General features: G+C 54.7%; 21 protein-coding genes and 1 riboswitch. Of the genes, 12 read left to right on the top strand and 9 right to left on the bottom strand.

Annotated features, from left to right (window positions below):
• The first annotated feature begins 33 nt into the window (after nucleotides 1-33).
• On the top strand, nucleotides 34-276 hold the full coding sequence (locus NGM62_RS22245) for a type II toxin-antitoxin system RelE/ParE family toxin (RefSeq protein ID WP_390937463.1): 243 nt from the start codon (nucleotides 34-36) through the stop codon (nucleotides 274-276).
• Nucleotides 277-457: 181 nt separating this feature from the next.
• Here the strand turns inward: NGM62_RS22245 and metE are convergent, their stop codons facing one another.
• The 5 genes from metE to NGM62_RS14290 all read right to left on the bottom strand — a co-directional run bounded on the left by metE (nucleotide 458) and on the right by NGM62_RS14290 (nucleotide 7,682).
• Nucleotides 458-2,779 carry a 5-methyltetrahydropteroyltriglutamate--homocysteine S-methyltransferase gene (gene metE, locus NGM62_RS14270; protein ID WP_315975874.1) on the bottom strand — a complete coding sequence of 774 codons (2,322 nt, stop codon included), beginning with the start codon at nucleotides 2,777-2,779 and terminating at the stop codon, nucleotides 458-460.
• A 109-nt stretch (nucleotides 2,780-2,888) separates the two neighbouring features.
• Nucleotides 2,889-3,005, bottom strand: a riboswitch (SAM riboswitch).
• A 41-nt stretch (nucleotides 3,006-3,046) separates the two neighbouring features.
• Nucleotides 3,047-3,736 (bottom strand): response regulator transcription factor, encoded by a 690-nt coding sequence (locus NGM62_RS14275; RefSeq protein WP_262248925.1) that lies wholly within the window; start codon nucleotides 3,734-3,736, stop codon nucleotides 3,047-3,049.
• A 10-nt stretch (nucleotides 3,737-3,746) separates the two neighbouring features.
• Nucleotides 3,747-5,564, bottom strand: a complete 1,818-nt coding sequence (locus NGM62_RS14280; RefSeq protein WP_262248926.1) for a sensor histidine kinase — start codon at nucleotides 5,562-5,564, stop codon at nucleotides 3,747-3,749.
• A gap of 87 nt (nucleotides 5,565-5,651) precedes the next feature.
• Entirely contained in the window at nucleotides 5,652-7,082 is a 1,431-nt protein-coding gene (pyk, locus tag NGM62_RS14285; RefSeq protein ID WP_262248927.1) for a pyruvate kinase, read from the bottom strand.
• Between the two features lie 180 nt (nucleotides 7,083-7,262).
• Complete coding sequence (locus tag NGM62_RS14290; protein ID WP_262248928.1) at nucleotides 7,263-7,682, bottom strand: IPExxxVDY family protein; 420 nt, start codon at nucleotides 7,680-7,682, stop codon at nucleotides 7,263-7,265.
• Between the two features lie 244 nt (nucleotides 7,683-7,926).
• Between NGM62_RS14290 and NGM62_RS14295 the strand changes: the two genes are divergently transcribed.
• The 4 genes from NGM62_RS14295 to hisS all read left to right on the top strand — a co-directional run bounded on the left by NGM62_RS14295 (nucleotide 7,927) and on the right by hisS (nucleotide 11,785).
• Nucleotides 7,927-8,163, top strand: coding sequence for an acyl carrier protein (locus NGM62_RS14295; protein WP_013664647.1), 237 nt, complete (start codon nucleotides 7,927-7,929; stop codon nucleotides 8,161-8,163).
• A gap of 23 nt (nucleotides 8,164-8,186) precedes the next feature.
• Nucleotides 8,187-9,440 carry a beta-ketoacyl-ACP synthase II gene (gene fabF, locus NGM62_RS14300; RefSeq protein WP_262248929.1) on the top strand — a complete coding sequence of 418 codons (1,254 nt, stop codon included), beginning with the start codon at nucleotides 8,187-8,189 and terminating at the stop codon, nucleotides 9,438-9,440.
• Between the two features lie 66 nt (nucleotides 9,441-9,506).
• Complete coding sequence (rnc, locus tag NGM62_RS14305) at nucleotides 9,507-10,238, top strand: ribonuclease III (RefSeq protein WP_262248930.1); 732 nt, start codon at nucleotides 9,507-9,509, stop codon at nucleotides 10,236-10,238.
• A 164-nt stretch (nucleotides 10,239-10,402) separates the two neighbouring features.
• A complete protein-coding gene (hisS, locus tag NGM62_RS14310; protein ID WP_262248931.1) occupies nucleotides 10,403-11,785 on the top strand; it encodes a histidine--tRNA ligase in 1,383 nt (460 codons plus the stop codon).
• On the opposite strand, the gene NGM62_RS22250 is transcribed toward hisS, so the two are convergent.
• On the bottom strand, nucleotides 11,782-12,087 hold the full coding sequence (locus NGM62_RS22250; protein ID WP_390937473.1) for a type II toxin-antitoxin system RelE/ParE family toxin: 306 nt from the start codon (nucleotides 12,085-12,087) through the stop codon (nucleotides 11,782-11,784). The two genes, hisS and NGM62_RS22250, sit on opposite strands and share 4 nt — an antisense overlap.
• On the bottom strand, nucleotides 12,084-12,311 hold the full coding sequence (locus NGM62_RS14315) for an addiction module protein (protein ID WP_262248932.1): 228 nt from the start codon (nucleotides 12,309-12,311) through the stop codon (nucleotides 12,084-12,086). The genes NGM62_RS22250 and NGM62_RS14315 overlap by 4 nt, the downstream gene beginning before the upstream one ends.
• A 168-nt stretch (nucleotides 12,312-12,479) precedes the next feature.
• On the opposite strand from NGM62_RS14315, the gene NGM62_RS14320 reads away from it, so the two are divergent.
• The gene (locus NGM62_RS14320) at nucleotides 12,480-14,561 is read left to right on the top strand and encodes a M3 family metallopeptidase (protein WP_262248933.1); all 2,082 of its coding nucleotides are present in this window, start codon (nucleotides 12,480-12,482) and stop codon (nucleotides 14,559-14,561) included.
• A gap of 34 nt (nucleotides 14,562-14,595) precedes the next feature.
• On the opposite strand, the gene NGM62_RS14325 is transcribed toward NGM62_RS14320, so the two are convergent.
• Nucleotides 14,596-16,359 carry an ABC transporter ATP-binding protein gene (locus NGM62_RS14325; protein WP_262248934.1) on the bottom strand — a complete coding sequence of 588 codons (1,764 nt, stop codon included), beginning with the start codon at nucleotides 16,357-16,359 and terminating at the stop codon, nucleotides 14,596-14,598.
• Nucleotides 16,360-16,393: 34 nt separating this feature from the next.
• A complete protein-coding gene (truA, locus tag NGM62_RS14330; protein WP_262248935.1) occupies nucleotides 16,394-17,167 on the bottom strand; it encodes a tRNA pseudouridine(38-40) synthase TruA in 774 nt (257 codons plus the stop codon).
• Between the two features lie 38 nt (nucleotides 17,168-17,205).
• Between truA and NGM62_RS14335 the strand changes: the two genes are divergently transcribed.
• The 6 genes from NGM62_RS14335 (at nucleotide 17,206) to NGM62_RS14360 (ending at nucleotide 22,848) form a co-directional block, all read left to right on the top strand.
• On the top strand, nucleotides 17,206-17,622 hold the full coding sequence (locus NGM62_RS14335) for a 6-pyruvoyl trahydropterin synthase family protein (protein WP_262248936.1): 417 nt from the start codon (nucleotides 17,206-17,208) through the stop codon (nucleotides 17,620-17,622).
• Nucleotides 17,623-17,645: 23 nt separating this feature from the next.
• Entirely contained in the window at nucleotides 17,646-18,278 is a 633-nt protein-coding gene (gene folE, locus NGM62_RS14340) for a GTP cyclohydrolase I FolE (protein ID WP_262248937.1), read from the top strand.
• Between the two features lie 112 nt (nucleotides 18,279-18,390).
• Nucleotides 18,391-20,847, top strand: coding sequence for an SLBB domain-containing protein (locus NGM62_RS14345; protein ID WP_262248938.1), 2,457 nt, complete (start codon nucleotides 18,391-18,393; stop codon nucleotides 20,845-20,847).
• A 6-nt stretch (nucleotides 20,848-20,853) separates the two neighbouring features.
• The gene (locus NGM62_RS14350; protein WP_262248939.1) at nucleotides 20,854-21,966 is read left to right on the top strand and encodes a Wzz/FepE/Etk N-terminal domain-containing protein; all 1,113 of its coding nucleotides are present in this window, start codon (nucleotides 20,854-20,856) and stop codon (nucleotides 21,964-21,966) included.
• Nucleotides 21,967-22,043: 77 nt separating this feature from the next.
• Nucleotides 22,044-22,562, top strand: coding sequence for an ArsR family transcriptional regulator (locus NGM62_RS14355; RefSeq protein WP_262248940.1), 519 nt, complete (start codon nucleotides 22,044-22,046; stop codon nucleotides 22,560-22,562).
• A gap of 118 nt (nucleotides 22,563-22,680) precedes the next feature.
• The gene (locus NGM62_RS14360; protein ID WP_262248941.1) at nucleotides 22,681-22,848 is read left to right on the top strand and encodes a hypothetical protein; all 168 of its coding nucleotides are present in this window, start codon (nucleotides 22,681-22,683) and stop codon (nucleotides 22,846-22,848) included.
• The last annotated feature ends 61 nt before the right edge of the window (nucleotides 22,849-22,909 follow it).

A 22,909-nucleotide genomic window follows, 5' to 3' on the forward strand; every position in this document is an offset into this window, starting at 1 on the left:
TCTCATAAAGCGCGAACTAAGCTTTACGAGATTATGGAGTTTTATGCTGAGCGTAATGGAAATGCAGTCTACTCTACCAAATTATATAGACTTTTTACCAAGAATACCAAGTTACTTCTTAAGCATCCGGAGCTTGGTGTCAAAACTACTGTTGAAGGAGTTCGGGGATTAATCGTCAAAGATTATATCGTCTTTTACGAATTTATCAACGAAGACTTAGTCATCCATACATTATGGCCTTGTAAGCAGAATCCGGACGAATTGGTTATCAAGTAAACTCCTGGCACGCCGCTTCGTGGTAATGTAAGTTCTCTGATATCCCCGGTGGCATCTACTCCTGGAGAATACTATAATCATAACCGTGCCAATTATTCCGTCTCAATATCGTCTTTTTTTCCACAAGAAAGCCCCGCTGCCTGGCTGGCAACGGGGCTTGATAATATATCAGTGCAGCTGGCTACACGGCCTCCGCTACGCCGCGCAGCGTCTTCGCCGCATCAACCATCGCTTCCAGCGCGGCCTTCGTTTCGGGCCAAGCGCGGGTCTTCAGGCCGCAGTCGGGGTTTACCCAAAGCTGCGCCGCCGGGATCACCGCTTTCGCCTTTTCAAGCAGCTTCACCATCTCCTCCTTGCTCGGCACGCGCGGCGAGTGGATATCGTAAACACCCGGGCCGATATCGTTCGGGTAGTTGAAGTCGGCAAATGCGTCCAGCAGCTCCATCTGCGAGCGCGACGTCTCGATTGTGATCACGTCGGCATCCATGGCCGCAATGTGCTCGATGATGTCGTTAAACTCTGAGTAGCACATGTGGGTGTGTATCTGTGTGTCGTCTTCTACGTTTGATGAAGATACGCGGAAAGCACGCACAGCCCAGTCCAGGTAAGCTTTATGGTCTGCCTTGCGCAGCGGCAGGCCTTCGCGGATCGCCGGCTCGTCTATCTGGATGATTTTGATACCGGCTTTTTCCAGCGCCTGCACCTCATCCAAAATCGCCAATGCAATCTGGTAGGTGGTTTCAGACCGCGGCTGGTCATTGCGCACGAACGACCACTGCAAGATGGTTACCGGCCCGGTAAGCATGCCCTTCACCGGCCGGTCGGTCAGCGTTTGCGCATAAGCCGACCAACGCACGGTCATGTCGCTCGGGCGCGATACATCGCCATAGATAATGGGCGGCTTCACACAGCGCGAGCCGTACGATTGTACCCAGCCGTTTTTCGTAAAGGCGTAGCCCGAGAGCTGCTCGCCGAAGTATTCCACCATGTCGTTGCGCTCAAACTCGCCATGTACCAGCACGTCGATGTCCAGGTCCTCCTGCAGGCGTATCGCCCGCTCCGTCTCCTCGGCAATGAGCTTATCATACTCTTCCTGCGTAATAGCACCCTTCTTCAGGTCAGCGCGCCACTTGCGCACATCCCTGGTCTGCGGGAATGAGCCAATCGTCGTGGTAGCAAAAGCAGGCAGGTTAAATTTGGCTTGTTGTTTCGCCTTGCGGTCGGCAAACGTACTGGTACGCTTGGCGTCGTCGTCCGTAATGTTCTTCACCCGTGTTTTCACTGCTTCGCGGTGGATGAGCGCCGACGTGCGGCGGCTTTCCTGTGCCGCTTTATTCGCCTCAAAGCGGGCCGTTACGGCGCTGTCCGCGTCGCCCGTCGCCAGTGCAGCCAGGTCGGTTACTTCCGTAAGCTTCTGCTTGGCAAAAGCCAGCCAGTTTTTCACTTCCGCGGGGAGCGACTCTTCGTTGTCTTCCAGGTCCAGGTCGAACGGCACATGCAGCAGCGAGCTGGATGGCGCCACCCATACCCGGTCGGCACCCAGTGCGTCAACCGCCTGTTTGATTTTAGCAAGCGAAGCTTCGTAGTCGTTTTTCCAGATGTTGCGGCCGTCTACCACCCCGAGGGATAGCGTCAGCCCGGCCGGCACACTGCCCAGCAGCTCATCGAGCTGGTTTTCGCCACGCACCAGGTCGATGTGCAATGCCTGCACCGGCAGCCCAAGGGCGGTCTGTGCATTCTCGCGCAGCGCCTCGAAGTAAGTGGCCACAAGCACCTTGGTGCCTTTTGCGGCAGCCGCCAAGCGGTTGTACACCGTTTGGTAAAGGGCGCGGGTCCGGTCGTCTATATCCAAGGCGAGGAACGGCTCGTCGAGTTGCACCCATTCCGCACCGGCTGCGGCCAGCTTACCCAATAATTCTTCATAAACCGGCAGCAGGCGCTCTATCAGGTCCAGCCGGTCAAACCCAGCCTCTTTCTCCTTGCCCAGCAGCAGGTAGGTAATGGGCCCCAGCAGCACCGGCTTGGTCGCAATGCCCAGCTCCTTGGCTTCGTTAAATTCGTTGATCACCTTCTCCGAGGTGAGGCGGAACTGCTGGTCTTTTACAAATTCCGGAACGATATAGTGGTAGTTCGTATCAAACCATTTGGTCATTTCCATGGCCGTCACGTCCAGCCCATCTTGCTGGAAACCGCGCGCCATCGCAAAGTACAGGTCGAGGTTGTAAGAAGATTTGCCTTCCAGGGCAAAGCCCTCATACCGGGCCGGTACCGCACCCACGGTAAGCGTCAGGTCGAGCACTTGGTCGTAAAACGAAAAATCGTTGGATGGGATGAGTGCGATGCCTGCCTCCTTTTGGGTTTTCCAATTCCCCTCGCGGATGGTGCGCCCTGCTTCCAGCAGCTCCTGTTGGCTGATCTTTTTTGCCCAATAGGCCTCGTTAGCTTTTTTCAGCTCCCGAAGGGCTCCGATACGCGGGTAACCCAAATTGTTGGTTTTTAACATGATATTTTATGAATAAATTAATGTACAACTCATCAAAGCCCCTGCCATGCAGGCAACGGGAATCTTTTTCTGGATGCTTCGGGGAGAGGGCACAAGGGTAAGTTGTGTCGGCTTATTTTTCTCCTGCCGCGCGGGCGGGAGTAGAATTTAGCACCTTGTTTGCCAGCGGGCAGACAGGTTGCTAAGGCTTCACAGGGTCCATTCCCTCTGCCTTTCTCCATAAGCGGCCGCTAAGGTCGGGATTTAGACTGGAAAATCCAAAATTAATTAACTCACCAGCAGTTTATACCCTTTGCCATGCACGTTCACAATTTCCACGCTGGGGTCATCGCGTAGGTATTTGCGCAGCTTGCTCAGGAAAACGTCCATGCTGCGGCCATTGAAGTAGTTGTCGTCGTGCCATATTTTCAGCAGGGCCTCCTCGCGTGTCAGCACATCGTTTTTCTTGATGCAGAGCAGTCGTAGCAGTTCAGCCTCCTTGGTCGATAGCTTTTGCTGGTGCCCGTCGTAGCTGATCAGCTGCGACACATAGTCGAAGTGGTATTTCCCGATGTCAAACTCATCGGCATACACCTCCTCCTGCTTATCGCGTGAGGCGCGTTTCAGCAGGGCATTGATGCGCAACAGCAGCTCTTCCACGCGGAAAGGCTTGGTGATGTAGTCGTCGCCACCCAGGCCGAAAGCCTCGGTCTTGTCCTCCATCATCCCCTTGGCCGTAGCAAAGATGATGGGGATATTCGCATTTATTTTGCGTATTTCCTTACCCAGCGTAAAGCCATCCTTGCGGGGCATCATCACGTCGAGGATACAGAGGTCGAACGGCTCCTTGTTGAATTGCCGCAGCGCCTCCTCGCCATCCTTGCACAGCGCCACCTCAAATTTGCCCTTCAGCTCCAGGTAGTCTTTCAGGATATCGCCCAGGTTCGGGTCGTCTTCTGCTAATAAAATCTTCTGCATAATGGTCTCTCTATCGTTCGAGTGGTAGCGCGATGTCGAATGCTGTCCCCCTGTCTTTTTCACTCTTCACATGTACTTTCCCCCCCAGCCGCTTCACAATGTCGTTTACGTAGCTCAGCCCCAAGCCGAAACCCTTCACGTCGTGCAGGTTGCCCGTGGGCACACGGTAAAACTGGTCGAAAATTTTCGACAGCTGGTCGCGGTTCATCCCGATACCTTTATCGGCCACCGTAAGGTGCACCTGCTTCCCGTCGCTCTTCGTTTTGATGGTGATGTCGGGCGCTTCCTCACTATACTTTATCGCGTTGTCCAATAGGTTAAACAATACATTAGACAGGTGCAGCTCATCGCCCGATACCACGGCCTCCGTAGCATCCAGCTGCATGTTTACCTTAGCCCCGCGTTTGAGCAGCTGCAGCTCCATGCTGTCAACCACCGCCTGTGCCAGGTCGTTCATATCTACCGGGCGGCGCTCCAGCTTCAGGTTGTCTTTCTCCAGGCGGGCTATGTTGAGCACCCGCTCGATGTGGTTGCCCAAGCGCACGTTCTCATCGTAGATGATGTTTGCCAGCCGCGCGGCCCGGGCCGAGTCGGCCGCTATCTCCGCATCCTTGAGCGATTCGCTGGCAATCATGATGGTGGCCACCGGCGTTTTAAACTCGTGGGTCATGTTGTTGATGAAGTCGGTCTTCATCTCCGATATTTTCTTCTGCCGCAGCATCGTAAAGATGGTGTACGTAAAAGACCCGATCAGTACCAGTACCAGGGCTACCGACGAGAACAGCATCACCGTCATGTTGCCCATCAGCAGATCGTCTTTATTGGGGAAATAAACCGATAGGCGGCCGGTTGAGCTCCTGTTGTCTGCCCGGAACAGCTCCGTGGTGTAGAGGCTCTCCGCGTCGGGCTCTTCCGTATCCGAAAAGTTGGCAAACGAGGCATACAGCGTAGTGTTCCGGTCTTTGATCATGAGGTCAAAGGGCGATTTGATGTCCCTGGCCTGCAGCTCCTTCTCCATCTCTGTACGTATATAGCCTACATTGATGCGCTCGCTCAGGGGGCGTTTATACAGCTCCATCTCCGCCTCAAAGCCCTGCACCATCAAGGGGTTCTTGCCGCTGATGATGGCTATGGTGTCCATCAAGGTGTTGGCCTGCAGCAACTGCAGCTCCCGTTCCTTGCGGGCAATTTCGCGGTTCACCTTGAGGTCCTGCCGGGGGCCGAACGCCTTGATCGCATATTTCAACCGCGTCGTGTTGAAGGCATCGGGGCCCATCGGGATGAAGTAGCGCACGCTATCGTCCTTCGCCCCCACCATCGGAACCCTGCGGATCGCCGAGAGCCCTATCGAGTTGTCATTGCGCTGGAATCCATTATCGATAACCACGTTCGATTGGTAGCTGATGGAAACCAGGTCCCGGTGCAGCGGGTTGTTGATATACGTCTCGTAAAAGTCGTTTTCAATGGGAATAACAATGGGGAACTGTTTGTTGAGTTCCTCTTCCTGGTGCAGGAAAGCCAGGTGCAGGTCGGCCTGTTTTTCGCGCAGGTGCTCGATTTCCGTTTTCAGCCGGAGCTGCTCCTCCAGCTTGCGCTGCTCGCGTTCCAGCTTTTCCTTGTTCTTGCGCTGTGCGAGGGCCAGCTCCATCACCTCCCGTTTCTCCGCCTTGGCGGCCACCGCATTGAGCGCGGCTTTCACAGACTCATCAAAGAGCTGGGCTTTCAGCACATAAGACTGGCGGATGAAAAAGTACTGCATGGCCACCACCCCCAAAAGGGCCAGCGTCATCAGGCCGATGATCAAACCAATACTTTTTTTGTGCTTCATTCCTTACAAAAATACATAAGCTACGAAGCAAACGCCAGCTTTTAACAAATTTTAACAACAGGGCGGCGCCCCGCGTCTAGTCATTTGCTATTCCATTTCCGTCACCTTGATCGTGTTGGTCTTCCCTTTTTTATGCAGCGGGGTAGAAGCCGTGTTGATAACGATCTGTCCGGGCTGCACCAGTTTTTTAGATTTCAGCAGCGTGTTCACATCGTGGATGCTGCCGTCTGTGCTTTCAAACTTGTCGTAGTAGAAGGTCTTCACGCCCCATAGCAGGGTCAGCGTATTGAGCAGCGTCCGGTTGCCTGTAAAGATGTAGATGTCTGCATCGGGCCGGTGGCTCGATATTTCAAACGCCGTATAGCCCGAGTAGGTCATGGCCACAATGGCCGAGGCGCTGGTTTTTTCGGCCAGGTACACCGACGAGCTGCAGATGGCATCGGGTATAACCGAGTCTTCGGCCAGCTCCGCCTTCTTGGCGCTGTAGTAGGGGTAGGAAGTCCGCTCCACATGTACGATGATCTTGCTCATCGTCTCGATCACGATTTCCGGAAACTCACCTACCGATGTTTCGCCGCTCAGCATCACCGCATCGGCACCATCCAGTACCGAGTTGGCCACGTCGTTCACCTCGGCCCGTGTGGGGCGCGGGGTGGTAATCATGCTCTCCAGCATCTGGGTGGCTATGATCACCGGCTTGGAAGCGTTGCGGCACTTATTTACAATCATTTTCTGCAGCACCGGCACATCCTCCATCGGCACCTCCACACCCAGGTCGCCACGCGCCACCATAATGCCGTCGGTAACCTCAATGATGGCGTCGATGTTTTCAATGGCCTCCGGTTTTTCAATCTTGGCAATCACGCGCGATGATTTCCCCGCCTCGCGGATCACGTCCTTCAGCCGGATGATATCTTCCGCGTGGCGCACAAAAGACATCCCTATCCATTCCACGTCATACTGCAGCACAAAACGGAGGTTGTCCAGGTCCTCATCGGTGAGGCTCGGTATAGATACCTTGGTATTCGGCAGGTTTACCCCCTTGCGCGATGTGAGCACGCCGCCGTGCACCACCTCGCAGGCTACGGTGTCTTTCCGGTTGGTTTGCAGCACGCGCAGCTGTATCTTCCCGTCGTCCAGCAAGATGATTTCGCCCTCGTTCACATCCTTCGGGAAGTCGGTATACGTAATATAAATCCGTTGCTCGTCGCCCACCAGCTCCTGGGTGGTGATCTCCACCTGTGCCCCGTTCAGCAGCACGGCACCGCCCTCTTTCATCTTGCCTATCCGTATTTTCGGGCCCTGCAGGTCAGCCAGGATGCCAACATTCATGTTGTATTCGCGGTTTATTTCGCGGATGGTATTGATTACCTCCAGGTGGTCTTCCTGGCTGCCGTGCGAGAAATTCAGCCGGCATACATCCACGCCCTTAGCGATCAAGCTCGTGAGTATTTCTTTCTTCGCAGATGCGGGCCCCAGTGTGGCCACGATTTTAGTTCGTTTTTGAACCTTTTCCATTGATTACTGTTTGTTATTATGTTTCTATGGCGTACCCCTCAGGAGCGCCCTGTTTGTTTCCTAGTCTTATGGTGTGATTGATACACTTTGATACACTCCGGCAAACTTAGATAAATTCTTTTACATGCCATGTACCCGAATTGCAGATAATAAGAAGCCACCCTTTACGTAAATATAGCACTAAAATATTAGATTTTCTTTGGATTTCAATTTTTCCGGTGAGATTTCGCTGGCCGCAACCACCTCATTGATGGCCACAATGTGCTCCAATAGCATCTCCAGGTCCTCGTCGTCGATAAAATTTTTGATGATCATGAAATAGTCCGAGTGCCGCATTTCCGGTACCAATACACCGCTTTCTACCCCCCGGTTTGCCAGCAGGTAGTACTCCGTTTCAGCAGCTTCGTCAAAATCGGCGTACCGGCTGAAAGATACCAGCCCCAGCGGCGGCATACCGATCTCATGGTCGGCTACCTTATGCAGGTTCAACCCCGTGGCCTTATTGATAAAGTAGCACAACCGGTAGTCGCGGAGCGGCGAGGTAATCGCTATCAGCACAAAATCCAGGTCTAATTCATATTTTAATACAAGTTTATTCAAAGTATTTTTCTATATTCAGCGCAAACTTAGGTAAATTTGCTGTATTGCACATAAAACACAGCAGCTATACCGGTTTCGCCGCTGCCCGGTTATAGGAAAAACAGGCAGGGAAAATATGTCAAAGGTAATGCATTGATAGCGACGTAAAAACCTGAATAATGCGCTAAAAATCAAATATGTTTTACTATTTGCCGAAATTTATTTTTCTTTGCACAGATTTATTAAACAATTAAACTATAGAATCATGTCTGATATCGCATCAAGAGTTAAAGCAATCATCGTTGAAAAGCTAGGTGTAGATGAAAATGAAGTAACCCCTGAGGCTTCATTCACAAACGATTTGGGCGCCGACTCACTCGACACCGTGGAGTTGATTATGGAATTCGAGAAGGAATTCAACGTCGCCATCCCCGATGACCAAGCTGAAACCATCAGCACGGTAGGACAAGCAGTCGCTTACTTAGAAAAAAACGTTAACTAAATTCATTAGGCCAATCATTATAAATGGAGCTTAAAAGAGTAGTAGTAACAGGGTTAGGCGCGCTTACTCCTATCGGGAATACTGTCCCTCAGTTTTGGGACAGCCTCGTTAAAGGGGTAAGCGGCGCTGCTCCAATTACTAGGTTTGACGCGTCGAAATTCAAGACGCGTTTTGCTTGTGAAGTGAAGGGGTTCAACGCCGAAGACTTCATGGAGCGCAAAGAAGCCCGCAAAGTAGATCCATTTGTACACTACGCATTGGCCGCAACAGACGAAGCGGTTGCAGACGCATCGCTCGTATTCGATGAATTAGATACCAACCGTATCGGTGTGATATGGGGCTCCGGTATCGGTGGCCTAAAGACATTCCTGGATGAAGTGACCAACTTCGCCGCGGGCGACGGAACTCCCCGTTTCAACCCGTTTTTCATCCCGAAAATGATTTTAGACATCGCCCCCGGCCATATCTCCATGCGCTACGGGCTGCATGGCCCCAACTTTTCAACCGTGTCGGCCTGCGCGTCGTCCACACATGCATTGATAGACGGACTAAACTACATCCGCACCGGGCACGCCGATATCATCATCAGCGGGGGCTCCGAGGCCATCATCAATGAAGCCGGCATCGGCGGGTTCAATGCCATGCATGCACTGTCTACGCGCAACGACGACCCCCAGACCGCATCGCGCCCGTTCGATAAAGACCGCGACGGGTTCGTGGCAGGTGAGGGCGCAGGCGCCATCGTGCTTGAAAGTCTGGAACACGCCCTGGCACGGGGAGCAAAAATCTATGCCGAACTCGCCGGAGCGGGCATGAGCGCCGACGCATACCACATCACAGCGTCGCACCCCGACGGACTGGGTGCACGCCTGGCCATGGGCAATGCCATAGCAGATGCCCGCCTCACCAGCGATGCCATTGACTACATCAACGTGCACGGCACCTCCACACCCGTGGGCGACCCCAGTGAAATCAAGGCCATCCTGGAGCTGTTCGGACAACACGCTTACGAGCTGAATATCAGCTCCACCAAATCAATGACCGGCCACCTGCTGGGTGCTGCCGGAGCCGTGGAATCCATCGCGTCTATCCTTGCCGTAAAAAACGACACGGTGCCGCCAACAATCAATCATTTCACGGACGACCCGAATCTTGATCCGAAATTAAACTTCACATTCAATAAAGCACAGCAGCGAACCATAAATGCGGCCATGAGCAATACCTTCGGGTTTGGCGGCCACAACGCTACGGTAGTTTTCAAGAAATTCGAAGGATAGTTTAAGAAAAGGCATTCCATACCACAGGAGAAAATCCCCTTGGCGTGGTTATCAGTTAGTAGTCAGATGCCTATTTTGAAGATTTACAAACTGTATTTTTCACCCCACCGGCGTTATGTGAGGGCGCTCAAGAACATGCTCGGCTTCGTTCCGGGCAATCTGCACCTCTATCAGCTGGCATTCCGCCATAAGTCGGTGGCCGTACCCGTCAAAGACGGCACCAAAAACAGCAACGAGCGGCTGGAATTCCTGGGCGATGCCGTATTGGGCTCGGTAGTGGCCGAGCTGCTCTTCAAGAAGTACCCCTACAAAGGGGAAGGGTTCCTCACCGAAATGCGATCCAAAATCGTAAGCCGCGCACACCTCAACCAGCTGTCGCGCAAGCTGGGCCTCAATGAGCTTATCCAGTACGACTCACGCATGGTGCACTACCCCAATAAGCAGGGATCCCTCCTGGGCGATGCCTTCGAAGCGCTGATCGGGGCCGTCTACCTCGACAAAGGCTACGCATTCGTGAAAAACTTCCTCATCAACCGCATCATCAAGCCCCATGTCGATATCCAGCTGCTGGAGCAAACCGAAACCAACTTCAAGAGCCGCCTCATCGAGTGGTGCCAGCAGGCCGGCAAAGAAGTGAGCTTCATCCAAGCCGAAAATGCCGCCGGCGACAGCGTCAAGATATTTACCATCGATGCCGTGGTGGATGGCGAAGTGTGCGGCACCGGCCGCGACTACAACAAGAAAAGCGCCGAGAAAATCGCCGCCGAAAAGGCCTGCGAAGCACTCAGTGTGCTTTGAGTTGTTCGGTATCCCACATCTCACATCTCATATCTCACGTCTCATGTCTCGTGTCTCACATCTCACGTCTCACGTCTCACGTCTCATATCTCATATCTCGTGTCTCACATCTCACATCTCATATCTGCCTTGCCTATACACGCAAATATAGCTAAGTTTGCCCCATGGCAGTAATCAAACCTTCGTTGGCCAAGGGCACCCGCGATTTTTCGCCCGCGGAAATGGAAAAACGCAACCACATCTTCAATACCGTTAAATCGGTGTTCGTCAAATACGGGTACCGCGAAATCCAGACCCCCTCTTTTGAAAACCTCCAAACCCTTACCGGCAAGTACGGCGATGAGGGCGATAAGCTGATTTTCAAGATACTCAACTCGGGCGACTACCTGGCCAAGGCCCCTGCTGAGCTGCTCGAAGCGCGAGCCTCGGGCCCACTCATCCCCTATATCACCGAGCGGGCGCTGCGCTACGACCTTACCGTCCCGTTCGCCCGCTATGTGGTGATGCACCAGCATGAGCTCACCCTGCCCTTCAAGCGGTTCCAGATACAGCCCGTATGGCGGGCCGACCGGCCGCAGCGGGGGCGCTACCGCGAGTTCTACCAGTGCGATGTGGATGTGGTGGGGTCGGATAGCCTGCTCAACGAAGCCGAGTTCGTGCTCATCTACCACGAAGCCCTCACCAAACTGGGGCTGCGCGACTTCTCCATCAAGCTCAACAACCGCAAGCTGCTGGCCGGCATTGCCGAAATACTGGGCAAGCCCGAGCTCATCGTGGATATGACCGTAGCCATCGATAAGCTCGATAAAATCGGCCTCGAAGGCGTAAACAATGAGCTGCTCGCCCGCGGCTTTACCACCCAAGATCTGCAGCAGCTGGCGCCCATCATCAAGCTGGAAGGGCCCAACGCTGCCAAAATCGAGCAGCTGAAGCAGGTCCTGCAGCCCTCAGCCATCGGCCTCGCCGGCATCGGCGAGCTGGAGACCGTGCTGGGGTACGTCGAGAAGCTCTCGGCCGGTACCGACCTGCTCAACCGGTTCGTGGAAGTGGATATCACCCTCGCCCGCGGCCTCAACTACTACACGGGCTGCATCTTTGAAGTCAAAACAAACGAGGTGGCCATGGGCAGTATCGGCGGCGGCGGCCGCTATGACGACCTCACCGGCATGTTCGGCCTTAAAGGCATCACCGGCGTGGGCATCTCTTTCGGTGCCGACCGTATCTATGACGTACTCGAAGAGCTGGGCCTTTTCCCGCAGTCCACCGCGCAGTCCACCCAAGTGCTGATCACCAACTTCGATAAGCTCGCCGAGCTGTATGCCCTACCGCTGCTCCAGAAACTACGTGCCGCCGGCGTGGCCACCGAGCTCTACCCCGCTGCCGCCAAGCTGAAAAAGCAGCTGGCTTACGCCGACAACAAAAGCATCCCCTACGTGGTGCTCGTCGGCGAGGAAGAAATCGCAGCCAGCCAGTTTTCGTTGAAAGACATGCGCACCGGCGAGCAATGGAAGCTCAACGAAGCCGAGCTATGCGCCAGGCTTAGTTAAAGCCGAGTTTCCCAAACCTTCGGGTCTCTTGACGCGCTTAGGATAGCAATTATTACCACCGACGTTCGAGCTTCATCAATATAGTAGTGGATAAGGTAAGGAAAGACGGTTAACTGAGCCATTCTGGTTTGGCTGTACCGAACGGCATAATGATGCGGGTATCGAGCAACTCGCTTAACCAAAGCACGTACCGCTTTTGTAAAGCGTGCGCCCAAACCGGGCTGTTGTTCATTATACCAATTTTTTGCCTCTCGGATGTCGTCTAGGGCGGCAGGTAGGATGACTGTACTATAGCGCTTCATTCGTTCTCTAAAGCTGTCAACGCTTCTTCAAAAGGGACAGCAGTATGAGGATTTGCTTTATATTCAGTAAGACGCTCTCGCACTACGCCCTTATGCCACCCCGGCATTGCTTCCGTCGCTTCTTCAAGGCCCTCATATTTTTCCTTGAGCTTTTCCCATTCCTTAACAGGTATAAAGACTCCGGTCGTTTTTCCCTTACTATCAGAAACGTATTGAATTGACATATCTTAATTCCTTTGAACGGTAAAGATACTGAAACACTGAGGCGAAACCAAATCCGAGTTAGGGTCTGTGATACCCGCTTTCCCAATACCCAACAATTCCTTATCTTTGCCCCCTTGCACCAATCCATCAAGGACAACATGAATAATAAGCGAATTTTACCCCTACTGATGATCTCAACCGCATTCATCGTGTCGTGCGACGACACCAAGCAAATAACGGACAACCCGTTTCTGACCGCCTACGACACACCGTTCGGCGTACCCCCCTTTGATAAAATCAAAGACGAGCACTTCAAACCGGCCTATGAAGAGGCCCTCCGGCAGCACAGCGCCGAGGTCGACTCAATTGCCAACATCACCGAAGCTCCCACGTTCGAAAACACCATCCTGGCACTCGAACACGCCGGCGGGCTGCTTACACGCGTATCATACGTGTTTTCCAACCTCAGTTCATCCACCACCAACGATGTGCTCAAAGCGCTCGATACCGAGCTGGCGCCGAAGCTGGCGGCCCACCGCGACGACATCACGCTCAACGATAAGCTGTTCGGCCGCGTCAAGGCCGTGTGGGACCAGCGCGATAGCCTCGGCCTGGACAGCGAGCAGCTGATGCTGCTCGAACGCAGCTACAAGAACTTCGTGCGCAACGGCGCAAACCTCAACGATGCCGATAAAGCCACCCTGCGGGACGTCAACGCCCAACTGGCGGAACTCACCACCCAGTTCGGCCAGCACGTGCTCGCCGAAACCAACGCATTTGAGCTCGTGGTGGATAGCGAAGAGGCCCTCGGCGGCCTGTCGGACGGCCTGAAGGCCGCCGCTGCCAACACCGCCAGCGCCAAAGGGCACGACGGCAAGTGGGTGTTCACCCTGTCAAACTCCAGCGTCATGCCGTTCCTCCAGTATGCCGATAACCGCGAGCTGCGCCGCCAGCTCTGGGAAGGCTACAAAAACCGCGGCGCCAACGGCAACGAAAACGACAACAGCGATATCCTGGTAGAAATAGCCAACCTGCGCCTGCAGAAGGCCAACCTGCTCGGCTACCCCACCCACGCCCACTACGTGCTGGAAGAGGCCATGGCCGAAAACCCCGACAACGTAAGGAAACTGCTGGGCGACCTCTGGAAGCCCGCCATCGCCAAAGCCAAGGCAGAGGCCTATGATATCCAAAAAGAAATCGAAGCCAGCGGCCAGGATTTCCAGGCCGCCCCGTACGACTGGCGCTACTACTCGGAGAAAATCCGCCAGCAGCGCTTCTCGCTGAGCGAAGAAGAGCTGAAACCCTATTTCAGCCTCGCCAGCGTGCGCCAGGGCGCCTTCGATGTGGCCAATAAGCTCTACGGGCTCCAGTTCAAGCAGCTGGAAGGCATGCCCATCTACCACCCCGAAGTGGAGGTGTATGAAGTGTCGGAAGCCGACGGCACGCTGGTGGGCATCTTCTACGTAGACTACTTCCCCCGCGAGTCAAAGCGCCCCGGCGCATGGATGAGCTCCTTCCGCCGCCAGTATACCGAAAACGGCGAGCGTATGGCCCCCGTCATCGTCAATGTGTGCAACTTCACGGCGCCCGTGGGCGACCAGCCCGCACTCCTCACCTTCGATGAGGCCAACACGCTGTTCCACGAGTTCGGCCACGCACTCCACGGCCTGCTGTCTAATGTCACCTACCAAAGCCTGTCGGGCACGTCCGTATCGCGCGACTTCGTGGAGCTCCCCTCGCAGGTGATGGAAAACTGGGCCGAAGACCCCACCGTGTTGAAGTCGTACGCCAAGCACCACGAAACCGGCGAAGCCATCCCCGATGCGCTCATCGCCAAGCTCGAAAGTGCCGGCACGTTCGGCCAGGGGTTTGCCACCGTAGAGTACCTCGCGTCGGCCATCCTCGATTTCGACTACCACACCATCACCAGCCCAATCACCGTGAGCGCAGCCGAGTTTGAAAAGGCCTCGATGGACAAAGCCGGGCTGATCGACGAGATCATCCCCCGCCACCGCAGCACCTACTTCAACCACATCTTCTCCGGCGGCTATTCCGCAGGGTACTACAGCTACATCTGGGCAGAAGTGCTGGATGCCGATGCGTTCGCAGCCTTCAAGGAAACCAGCTTGTATGACAAGGCCACGGCCGATGCATTCCGCCACAACATCCTCGAAAAAGGAGGAACGGAAAAACCTGCCGAGCTGTATCGGAAATTCCGCGGTGCAGACCCGGATCCGGTGCACCTCATGCGGAAACGTGGATTGGATTAATCGCGTTGACCGCAGGCGGTCGCTGCGGCAAGCGTCATATCCCTGCCGAGTGGAACTGCAGGTCGTACAGCCGCTTGTAGTAGCCGTCTAGGCGCAGCAGCTCCTGGTGCGTGCCCATTTCTTTCATTTCGCCCTTATCCAGCACGATGATACGGTCGGCCTTCTGGATGGTAGAGAGGCGGTGGGCAATCACGATGCAGGTACGGCCCGCCATCAGCCTGTCGATGGCCTGCTGGATGAGCTCTTCCGACTCGGTATCTACCGATGAGGTGGCCTCGTCCAGCACCAATATCTTCGGGTCGTGCACCAGCGCGCGGATAAACGAGATCAGCTGCGCCTGCCCCGATGAGAGGGTGGCCCCCCGCTCCTGCACCTTATAGTCATAGCCCCCCGGCAGCCGCATGATGAACTCGTGGGCCCCCACCTGCTTGGCGGCCTCCACCATCTGCTCGCGGCTGATGGCCGGATCGTTGAGGCTGATGTTGCTCGCCACCGAGTCTGAAAACAGAAACACGTCCTGCAACACCGTGGCTATGGTGCGGCGCAGGTAGTTCAGCTCATACTCCCTGATGTCTACCCCATCCAGCCGGATGGAACCCCTGTTCACCTCATAAAAGCGGCTCAGTATGTTTACGGTCGACGACTTCCCCGCCCCGGTGGCCCCCACCAGCGCCAGGGTCTCGCCCGGCTTCACGGCAAAGTTGATGTCTTTCAGCACCCACTGCTCATCGTTGTAGGCAAACCATACACCGTCAAAGACAATCTCGCCGCGGATGTGCTCCGGCTGGTGCACGCCCGTGTTGGGGGTCCGCTCGTCGGTATCCAGCACCGCAAAAATCCGCTCGGCGCTCACCATCCCCATCTGCAGCGTGTTGAACTTATCCACCAGCTCTCGGATGGGCCGGAAGATCATGTTGATGTACATGATGAAGGCCACAATCACCCCCGGCGAGAGCGTATCGGCCAGCACCTGCTTGGAGCCGTACCACACCAGCAGCCCCAGCGATACGGCCATGATGATTTCCAGCACCGGGAAGAAGATGGAGAAATACCAGTTGGCCCGGATGTGGGCATTCCGGTGCTCCGCATTGGCCGCCTTAAACTTGCGCATCTCCTGCGCCTCGCGCGCAAAATACTGGATGATGCTCACCCCGGAGATGTGCTCCTGCAGGAACGTGTTGAGGTTAGCGACCCACTTGCGCACATCCTGGAAGGCCGACTTCATCGCCTCCTTGAAAACGTAGGTAGCCCCTATCATCACCGGCATGGGTATCAGCACGATGAGCGTGAGCTTCCAGTCGGTATAAAACATCACGCCCAGTATCACCACCAGCTGCAGGATGTCGCCGATGATCTGGATGAGCCCCTCCGAAAAGATATTGGCGATGGTTTCAAGGTCGGAGATGGTGCGGGTAATGATGCGGCCGATGGGCGTATGGTCGAAATACTTGAGGCGTAGGCCCGTAATGTGGTTAAACACGTTGATGCGGAGGTCGCGGATCACCGATTGCCCCAGCGTGTTGGTCATCAGCGTATGGAAATAGCGCACCACAGTTTGCAGCACCAGCAGGCCCAGCATGGAGAGCAGCATCAGCTGCAGGCCGCCGATGTCGTTGCTGAGGATAAACCGGTCGAGCGTATACTCCACCAGCATGGGCAGCGCCGGGGCCACCACGGCCATCAGGATGGTGAGCACCACCGACAGGGCAAAAATACCCCTGTAGGGCCTTACATAGCGCAGCATTCTGCGTAGCAGCTGCGCATCATACGTCTTTCCGGTTACCTTCGGCTCGCTCATGGGCAGCTGCAAAAGTACAATTTTACGGCCACATCTATACGGTTATGTCGATAAAGGGATAGGCCACCGCGGAGAGGTAGAGGCCGCATGCCGGTACGGAAGCGCCGGCCACCGAGCGGTCTTTGCTTTGGATTACGGTATGCATGTGCCGGGGAGGCTGCTCGCCACGGCCGATTTCCATCAGCGTACCCACGATGGCCCGCACCATATTGCGCAGAAAGCGGTTGGCCGAGATGTGGAATACCAGCCGGTCGGTTCCCACCCACCGCCATTCGGCGTGCGTGATGCGGCAGATGTTGGTATGCACTTGGGTGTTTGACTTGCTGAAGCACGAGAAATCTTCATACCCATACAGCAGCTTGGCGGCTTCATTCATGGCCTGCACATCCGGCACATCGCGCAGCAGCCACGATCGGCCATGCAGGAAGGGATCTTTGCGCAGGTGCGCGTGGTATTCGTACGCCCGGCTTACCGCATCGAAGCGGGCGTGGGCGTCCGGCGCCACGGCAATGAGCCGCTTGGCGGCGATGTCGTGCGGCAGCAGCGCATTCAGGCGGTGTATGAAGCTGCGCCCGTCCATCGGCAAGGCAGTGCCCACCCAGTCGAAATGCGCAAACAGCTGGCGGGCATGCACGCCCGTATCCGTGCGGCCGCACCCCACCGTGGCGGTAGGCTGGCGCAGCAGCGTGGTCAGCGCCCTGTCGAGCACCTCCTGCACGGTCAGCGCATTGGCCTGCACCTGCCAGCCGTGGTAGGCGCCGCCATCGAAAGCGATTTCCAAAAAATACCGGTTGCGTGAAGTTTCCACCGCGCAAAAGTACAGATTATAACGTATCTTTGCGCGCTATGATATACCTTACACGGCGCGAACGATTTAACGCGGCACATAAATTATACCGCAAGGAGTGGAGCCAGGAGCAGAATGAGGCCGTCTTCGGCAAGTGCTCCAACCCCAATTGGCATGGCCATAACTACGAGCTATTCGTTACGGTAAAGGGCGAGGTAGACCCGCAAACGGGCTTCGTGATTGATCTGAAAGAACTCAAAAGCATCATCGAAACCCACGTGATCGAAAAGCTGGACCACCGCAACGTGAACCTCGATGTAGACTTCATGCAGGGCAAGATGGCCTCCACCGAAGTGCTGGCCATCGAGATTTTCAATCAGCTGAAACCCCATGTTGAAGCACACGGGGCCCTGCTGCATGCCGTCAAACTAGTTGAAACTGAAAATAATTCCGTGGAATATTTTGGCGATGAGTAGTGCCAAAAGCTAAAAATACGACTATGGACAATAATTTCCCACTCAACGAGGAAGAGATTGACGGCTATGTGAAAATAGACCGCTACAACCCCGAGAAGGTGGCCCGCATCGCGTCGCATTACAGCGAGATCCTGGCCCTGCTGGGCGAAGACCCCACGCGCCAGGGGCTGCTCAAAACCCCCGAACGGGTGGCCAAGGCCCTGCAGTACCTCACCCACGGCTACGACCTCGACCCGGCGTCCATCCTGCGGGGTGCCATGTTTGAAGAAGAGTACAGCCAGATGGTGGTGGTAAAAGACATCGAGGTGTACTCCATGTGCGAGCACCACATGCTGCCTTTCTTCGGCAAGGCACATGTAGCCTATATCCCCAACGGCCATATCGTGGGCCTCAGCAAAATCCCGCGGGTGGTCGATATCTACGCCCGCCGGCTGCAGGTGCAGGAGCGGCTCACCAACGAAATCCGCGACTGCATCCAGGAAACGCTTACCCCTGCGGGGGTGGCCGTGGTCATCGAGTGCAAACACCTCTGCATGTGCATGCGCGGCGTACAGAAGCAGAATTCGGTAACCACCACCTCGGCATTTACCGGCGAGTTTGCCAAAGAACGCACACGCAACGAGTTCCTGCGGCTCATCACCGCTTCGCTGGGTTAACGCCGGTTAAAAAAATTGGCCTGGTTTTCGCTGTAAACGCGGTAAAATAGCGGCAAAAATGTACCTTTGCCCCATTCAAACGTTGCATAACATATTAATAGCGAACAAATCGATGAAGCGATACCTCATATTGCTGGTAGGATTTTTCTGGTTGGCCACCACCGAAGCCCAAATCCAAGACGTTTCCAAAGTCCGTGTAGAGCAGCTTACCGACGAGCAGGTGTTGCGGATGATCACCGAAGCCGAGAAGCGGGGGGTAAGCGACGACCAGCTCCTCCAGGAACTCGGCCAGCGTGGCATGGCCGCCGGCGAGCAGCAGAAGCTGCGCAACCGCATCACCACGGTACGGCAGCAGAAGCTTGGCGGCGCGCGGGCGAACGACATCGCCACCCGCCCCGAGGATACGGGCCGGACCGTCACCGGCGGGGTAGACCTCTTGGATGGTGTCGAACAGCCGCAACCCCAACCGGTTGATACCGGCCTGGTGGTGTTCGGCTCCAGCCTCTTCCGCAACAATAACATCACGTTTACACCCAACCTCAATATCCCCACCCCGAAGAACTACGTCATCGGCACGGGCGACGAGCTGCTGCTGGACCTCACCGGCGACAACGAAGTGAGCTACCGCCTTACAGTATCGGCCGAGGGCACCATTAATGTGGATTACGTGGGCATCATCCCCGTAGCCGGCCTCACGATAGAAGATGCTGCCAGTAAGCTAAAAAACCAGATGGGCGGTACCTACCCGCAGCTACGTTCGGGCGGCACCCGGCTGTCGCTCACGTTGGGCAACATCCGCAGCATCCAGGTTACGCTCACCGGCTTCGTCACCAAGCCCGGCACCTACACACTGCCCTCGCTGGCCAACGTATTCAACGCGCTGTATGCCGCCGGCGGTCCATCGGCCAAAGGTACCTACCGGAATATCCAGCTCATCCGCAATAACCAGGTAATCGAAACCATCGATACGTACGACTTCCTCACCAAGGGCCTGCAGCCCGGCAATGTGCGGTTGGAAGAGGGCGATGTGATCCACGTGCCCGTGTTCAACCGACACGTTTCCGTGGAAGGGTTGGTAAACAATCCCGCTATATTTGAGCCGTTGCCCAGCGAGTCGCTCGCCGACGTACTGCGTTTTGCCGGCGAATTCACGCCGGAGGCCTATACCGCCAAGGTAAAAGTATTGCAGATCACCGACCGGGAGCGCAGCGTAGCCGATGTCTATGCCGACGATTACGCCAGCTACACCCCGCAGAACGGCGACCAGTATATTGTGGAAGAGGTATTAGACCGGTATGCCAACCGGGTGGAGATTGAAGGTGCCGTATTCCGGCCCGGTAAGTACGCCCTTAGCGAGGGCCTTACGTTGCGCCAGCTCATCCAGCAGGCCGAGGGCCTGAAGGAAGACGCCTTCATGGCCCGGGCTTACATCAACCGGTTGAAGCCAAACAATACCCAAGAGCTGATAACGGTAAACCTCAACGACCTGATGGCCGGCAATGAGCAGGCCAACCACGTGTTGCAGCGGGAGGATCGGGTGATTATCTCGTCTATTTTCGACCTCCGCGAGGAGTACACGGTATCAATCAGCGGGCAGGTACGGCGGCCGGGACAGTTCCCGTATGTTGAAGATATGACTTTGGGAAGCCTCATCCAGATGAGTGGCGGCCTGGCCGAGGCGGCCAACATTGAGCAGGTGGATATTGCCCGGCGTATCCGGCGTAACACCAACGTACAAGATTCAGTGGTTTCGGAGCTTGTTCGGGTGAATTTCGATAGTCGTGAGGAAGCGTTGGAATCGGGCTTCGTGCTGCAACCGTTTGACATCGTGAGCGTGCACACCAGCACGGGCTACCAAGTGCAGCGCATGGTGCGCATTGAGGGTGAGGTGATGTATCCCGGTGAATACGCCATCCTTAAAAAAGACGAGACCATTTCGGACCTTATCCGCCGTGCCGGTGGTGTTACGGAGTTTGCTTACCTACCCGGGGCATCGCTGCAGCGCAAGGCATCGGATGCCATGGTGGCCCAAGGTCATACGGCCTTATCGGGACAGTCGAAGCGCGAACTGGCCGAGCTGGAAGAGGAGCAGGCCGACGTTCGAGAGGCCGTTTTAGCCAATACAACAGAGGAAGGAACGAGTACTAGTCTCTTTTTTAGTGACTATGTAGGCATCAAGTTGGATAAGATACTCGACGGTAATCAAAAATACGATATTCCATTGGAAGACGAAGACGTGATTATCGTACCGCGGCAGTTGCGTACGGTAATGGTACGGGGGCAGGTGCTTAACCCGAACCGGGTGGTATATCAACCGGGGAAATCATTGAAGTACTACATCAACCAAGCCGGCGGCTTTACGGCCAATGCGCATAAGAAGAAAACGTTTGTCCAACACGCCAATGGGGCGGTAGAAGGCAGCGGTTGGGGATACCCAGGTGTGCAGCCGGGCAGCGAGATTATTGTCCCGGCGAAGCCCGAGCGCGAGCCATTGAGTGTACAAGCGTGGCTTAGTATGGCGAGTGTGGCGACGTCGTTGGCAGCGGTGGTAGTAAGCTTATTAAGGTAAGAAAAGATGGCAACTGAACCGACTCCCCATATCGAAGACGACGAATTATCAGTCAAGGAATTGATTTTGAATATCCAAGAGTGGATACGCTATTTGTGGTCAAAATGGAAAATCTTGCTTATTGCCGGTATCGTTGGCAGCATTGCGGGTCTGGGTTATTCGCTATGGAAAAAGCCATTATACACGGCTACGACCACGTTTGTGTTAGAAGGCGGGGATAGTAAGAGTGGCCTTTCACAATATGCCGGCATGGCCGCCATGGTAGGCATCAGTCTTGGTGGTGGTGGTGGGCTTTTTCAGGGCGATAACATCTTGGAACTCTACAAATCCCGCAGCATGCTGGAGCAAACGTTATTGTCTAAAACAGCGCCCCATGCCGATGAGCTGTTGATTGAGCGCTACATTGCTTATAATGGATTAGACGAGGCTTGGGCAGGTGACCCCGTATTGGCGACTTTGGATTTCCGAAAGGATCCTTCGGAATTGAGTCCCAAAAATTTGCGGACTCGTGACAGCATCATTACTAGATTCGTAACGTCCATCAATAATAACCTGCTGAACGTAAGTAAGCCCGATAAGAACTTGTCGATTATCCAAGTGGAGGTGACTTCGCCGGATGAAACATTTTCGAAGGCACTCAATGAAAACTTGGTGCGGCGGGTGAATGATTTTTATATTCGGACGAAAACGAAGAAGTCTACAGATAATATTGCCATTTTGGAAGCCAAAGTCGACTCGGTACGAACCGTGATGACCGGGGCTATTTACTCGGCGGCCCGGGTTTCGGACGCCACCCCAAACCTGAACCCGACACGGCAGAGTCAACGTGTTGTGCCAGCTCAAGAGGCTCAGTTTACTGCGGAGGCGAACCAAGCCATGCTCTCCCAGCTGGTACAGAACCTCGAGATGGCCCGAATGGCACAAATGCAAGAGCAGCCGTTGATTCAGCTAGTAGACCGACCGGTGTACCCATTGCCGGTAGAGCGTTTGGGTAAAGCCAAAGGTATCGTCATCGGAGGGTTTCTTTTTGGTTTCCTCACACTCTTGACTCTTGTCGGGATTAAGTGGTATCGGGATGTCATGGCCGAAGACGAAAAGGCGCCTATAGCGGCAGCTTAATAAGTTCGCTATTTGACAAACAATTTGCAGAAACGCAAAAAATGAGTACTTTTGTTGCTCAATTTAGGTTGCTTTTTATGCTAGACTCTATCATCACGTCAAAAACCCGGCTTCGCCTATTGGTGAAATTCTTCGTCAATACCGCCAACCGCGGACACATGCGCGGGCTGGCCGAAGAATTCAACGAGTCGACCAATGCCATCCGTAAGGAGCTGAACAACCTCTCTGAAGCGGGGTATTTGGAAAAAAAAGCCGAGCGCAACCGAGTCTCCTACCGCGCCAACGTTAAACACCCCTTATTCGGTAACCTTCAGGATATCGTCCATAAATACCTGGGCTTGGATACCATTGTTACCAAGGTGCTCGACCGCATGGGCGACGTGCGTCAAGTGATATTGACCGGTGATTACGCAGAGGGGCGCGACAGCGGCATTATAAATATTACCATTGTGGGCCCCGAGCTGAACACAGCATACCTGTCCCAGCTAGCCCCCAAGGTAGAAGAACTTGTCAAGCGTGAAGTCAGGTTTACCCTGAGCGACCGCAAGACCGACGCAGGATTGGTATTATATGAAAAGGAGGAAGGTATTGGGTAGCCGGTGAGGCGTCGAATCAACAGACGGAGCACTGCAACGCCCCGATGAGCGTAGCAATATCGGGATCAACAAATCTACGAATCATGAAATCCACGAATCCACAATAAAACAACAAAATATGAGTCCAACACACATATCATCCACCATTCCCAATGCCCGTATTGCCGTTATTGGTTTTGGCTGCATGGGTTTGTCTTCGGTGGTGGGATTGAACTCGATTGGAGTACTTTTTGATGCCGAGGCCTGTTTAAGTAGGGATTTTGGTGGAAGGGAGATTATAAAGTAAAGATTCGTTTATCCAAATGAAGATAAAAAATATATGCTGTATCGGTGCCGGCTACGTTGGC

Source organism: Parapedobacter soli, from assembly GCF_025460835.1.
Classification (GTDB): domain Bacteria; phylum Bacteroidota; class Bacteroidia; order Sphingobacteriales; family Sphingobacteriaceae; genus Parapedobacter; species Parapedobacter soli.

Bases quoted from the DNA above. Each gene is read 5' to 3' on its own strand.
- metE (WP_315975874.1), bottom strand. From the start codon at position 2,779: ATGTTAAAAACCAACAATTTGGGTTACCCGCGTATCGGAGCCCTTCGG.
- NGM62_RS14280 (WP_262248926.1), bottom strand. From the start codon at position 5,564: ATGAAGCACAAAAAAAGTATTGGTTTGATCATCGGCCTGATGACGCTG.
- rnc (WP_262248930.1), top strand. From the start codon at position 9,507: ATGCCTATTTTGAAGATTTACAAACTGTATTTTTCACCCCACCGGCGT.
- NGM62_RS22250 (WP_390937473.1), bottom strand. From the start codon at position 12,087: ATGAAGCGCTATAGTACAGTCATCCTACCTGCCGCCCTAGACGACATC.
- NGM62_RS14360 (WP_262248941.1), top strand. From the start codon at position 22,681: ATGAGTCCAACACACATATCATCCACCATTCCCAATGCCCGTATTGCC.
- NGM62_RS14320 (WP_262248933.1), top strand. From the start codon at position 12,480: ATGATCTCAACCGCATTCATCGTGTCGTGCGACGACACCAAGCAAATA.
- NGM62_RS14345 (WP_262248938.1), top strand. From the start codon at position 18,391: ATGAAGCGATACCTCATATTGCTGGTAGGATTTTTCTGGTTGGCCACC.
- NGM62_RS14275 (WP_262248925.1), bottom strand. From the start codon at position 3,736: ATGCAGAAGATTTTATTAGCAGAAGACGACCCGAACCTGGGCGATATC.
- NGM62_RS14315 (WP_262248932.1), bottom strand. From the start codon at position 12,311: ATGTCAATTCAATACGTTTCTGATAGTAAGGGAAAAACGACCGGAGTC.
- NGM62_RS14335 (WP_262248936.1), top strand. From the start codon at position 17,206: ATGATATACCTTACACGGCGCGAACGATTTAACGCGGCACATAAATTA.
- fabF (WP_262248929.1), top strand. From the start codon at position 8,187: ATGGAGCTTAAAAGAGTAGTAGTAACAGGGTTAGGCGCGCTTACTCCT.
- NGM62_RS22245 (WP_390937463.1), top strand. From the start codon at position 34: ATGGAGTTTTATGCTGAGCGTAATGGAAATGCAGTCTACTCTACCAAA.
- hisS (WP_262248931.1), top strand. From the start codon at position 10,403: ATGGCAGTAATCAAACCTTCGTTGGCCAAGGGCACCCGCGATTTTTCG.
- pyk (WP_262248927.1), bottom strand. From the start codon at position 7,082: ATGGAAAAGGTTCAAAAACGAACTAAAATCGTGGCCACACTGGGGCCC.
- NGM62_RS14355 (WP_262248940.1), top strand. From the start codon at position 22,044: ATGCTAGACTCTATCATCACGTCAAAAACCCGGCTTCGCCTATTGGTG.
- folE (WP_262248937.1), top strand. From the start codon at position 17,646: ATGGACAATAATTTCCCACTCAACGAGGAAGAGATTGACGGCTATGTG.
- NGM62_RS14295 (WP_013664647.1), top strand. From the start codon at position 7,927: ATGTCTGATATCGCATCAAGAGTTAAAGCAATCATCGTTGAAAAGCTA.
- NGM62_RS14350 (WP_262248939.1), top strand. From the start codon at position 20,854: ATGGCAACTGAACCGACTCCCCATATCGAAGACGACGAATTATCAGTC.
- NGM62_RS14325 (WP_262248934.1), bottom strand. From the start codon at position 16,359: ATGAGCGAGCCGAAGGTAACCGGAAAGACGTATGATGCGCAGCTGCTA.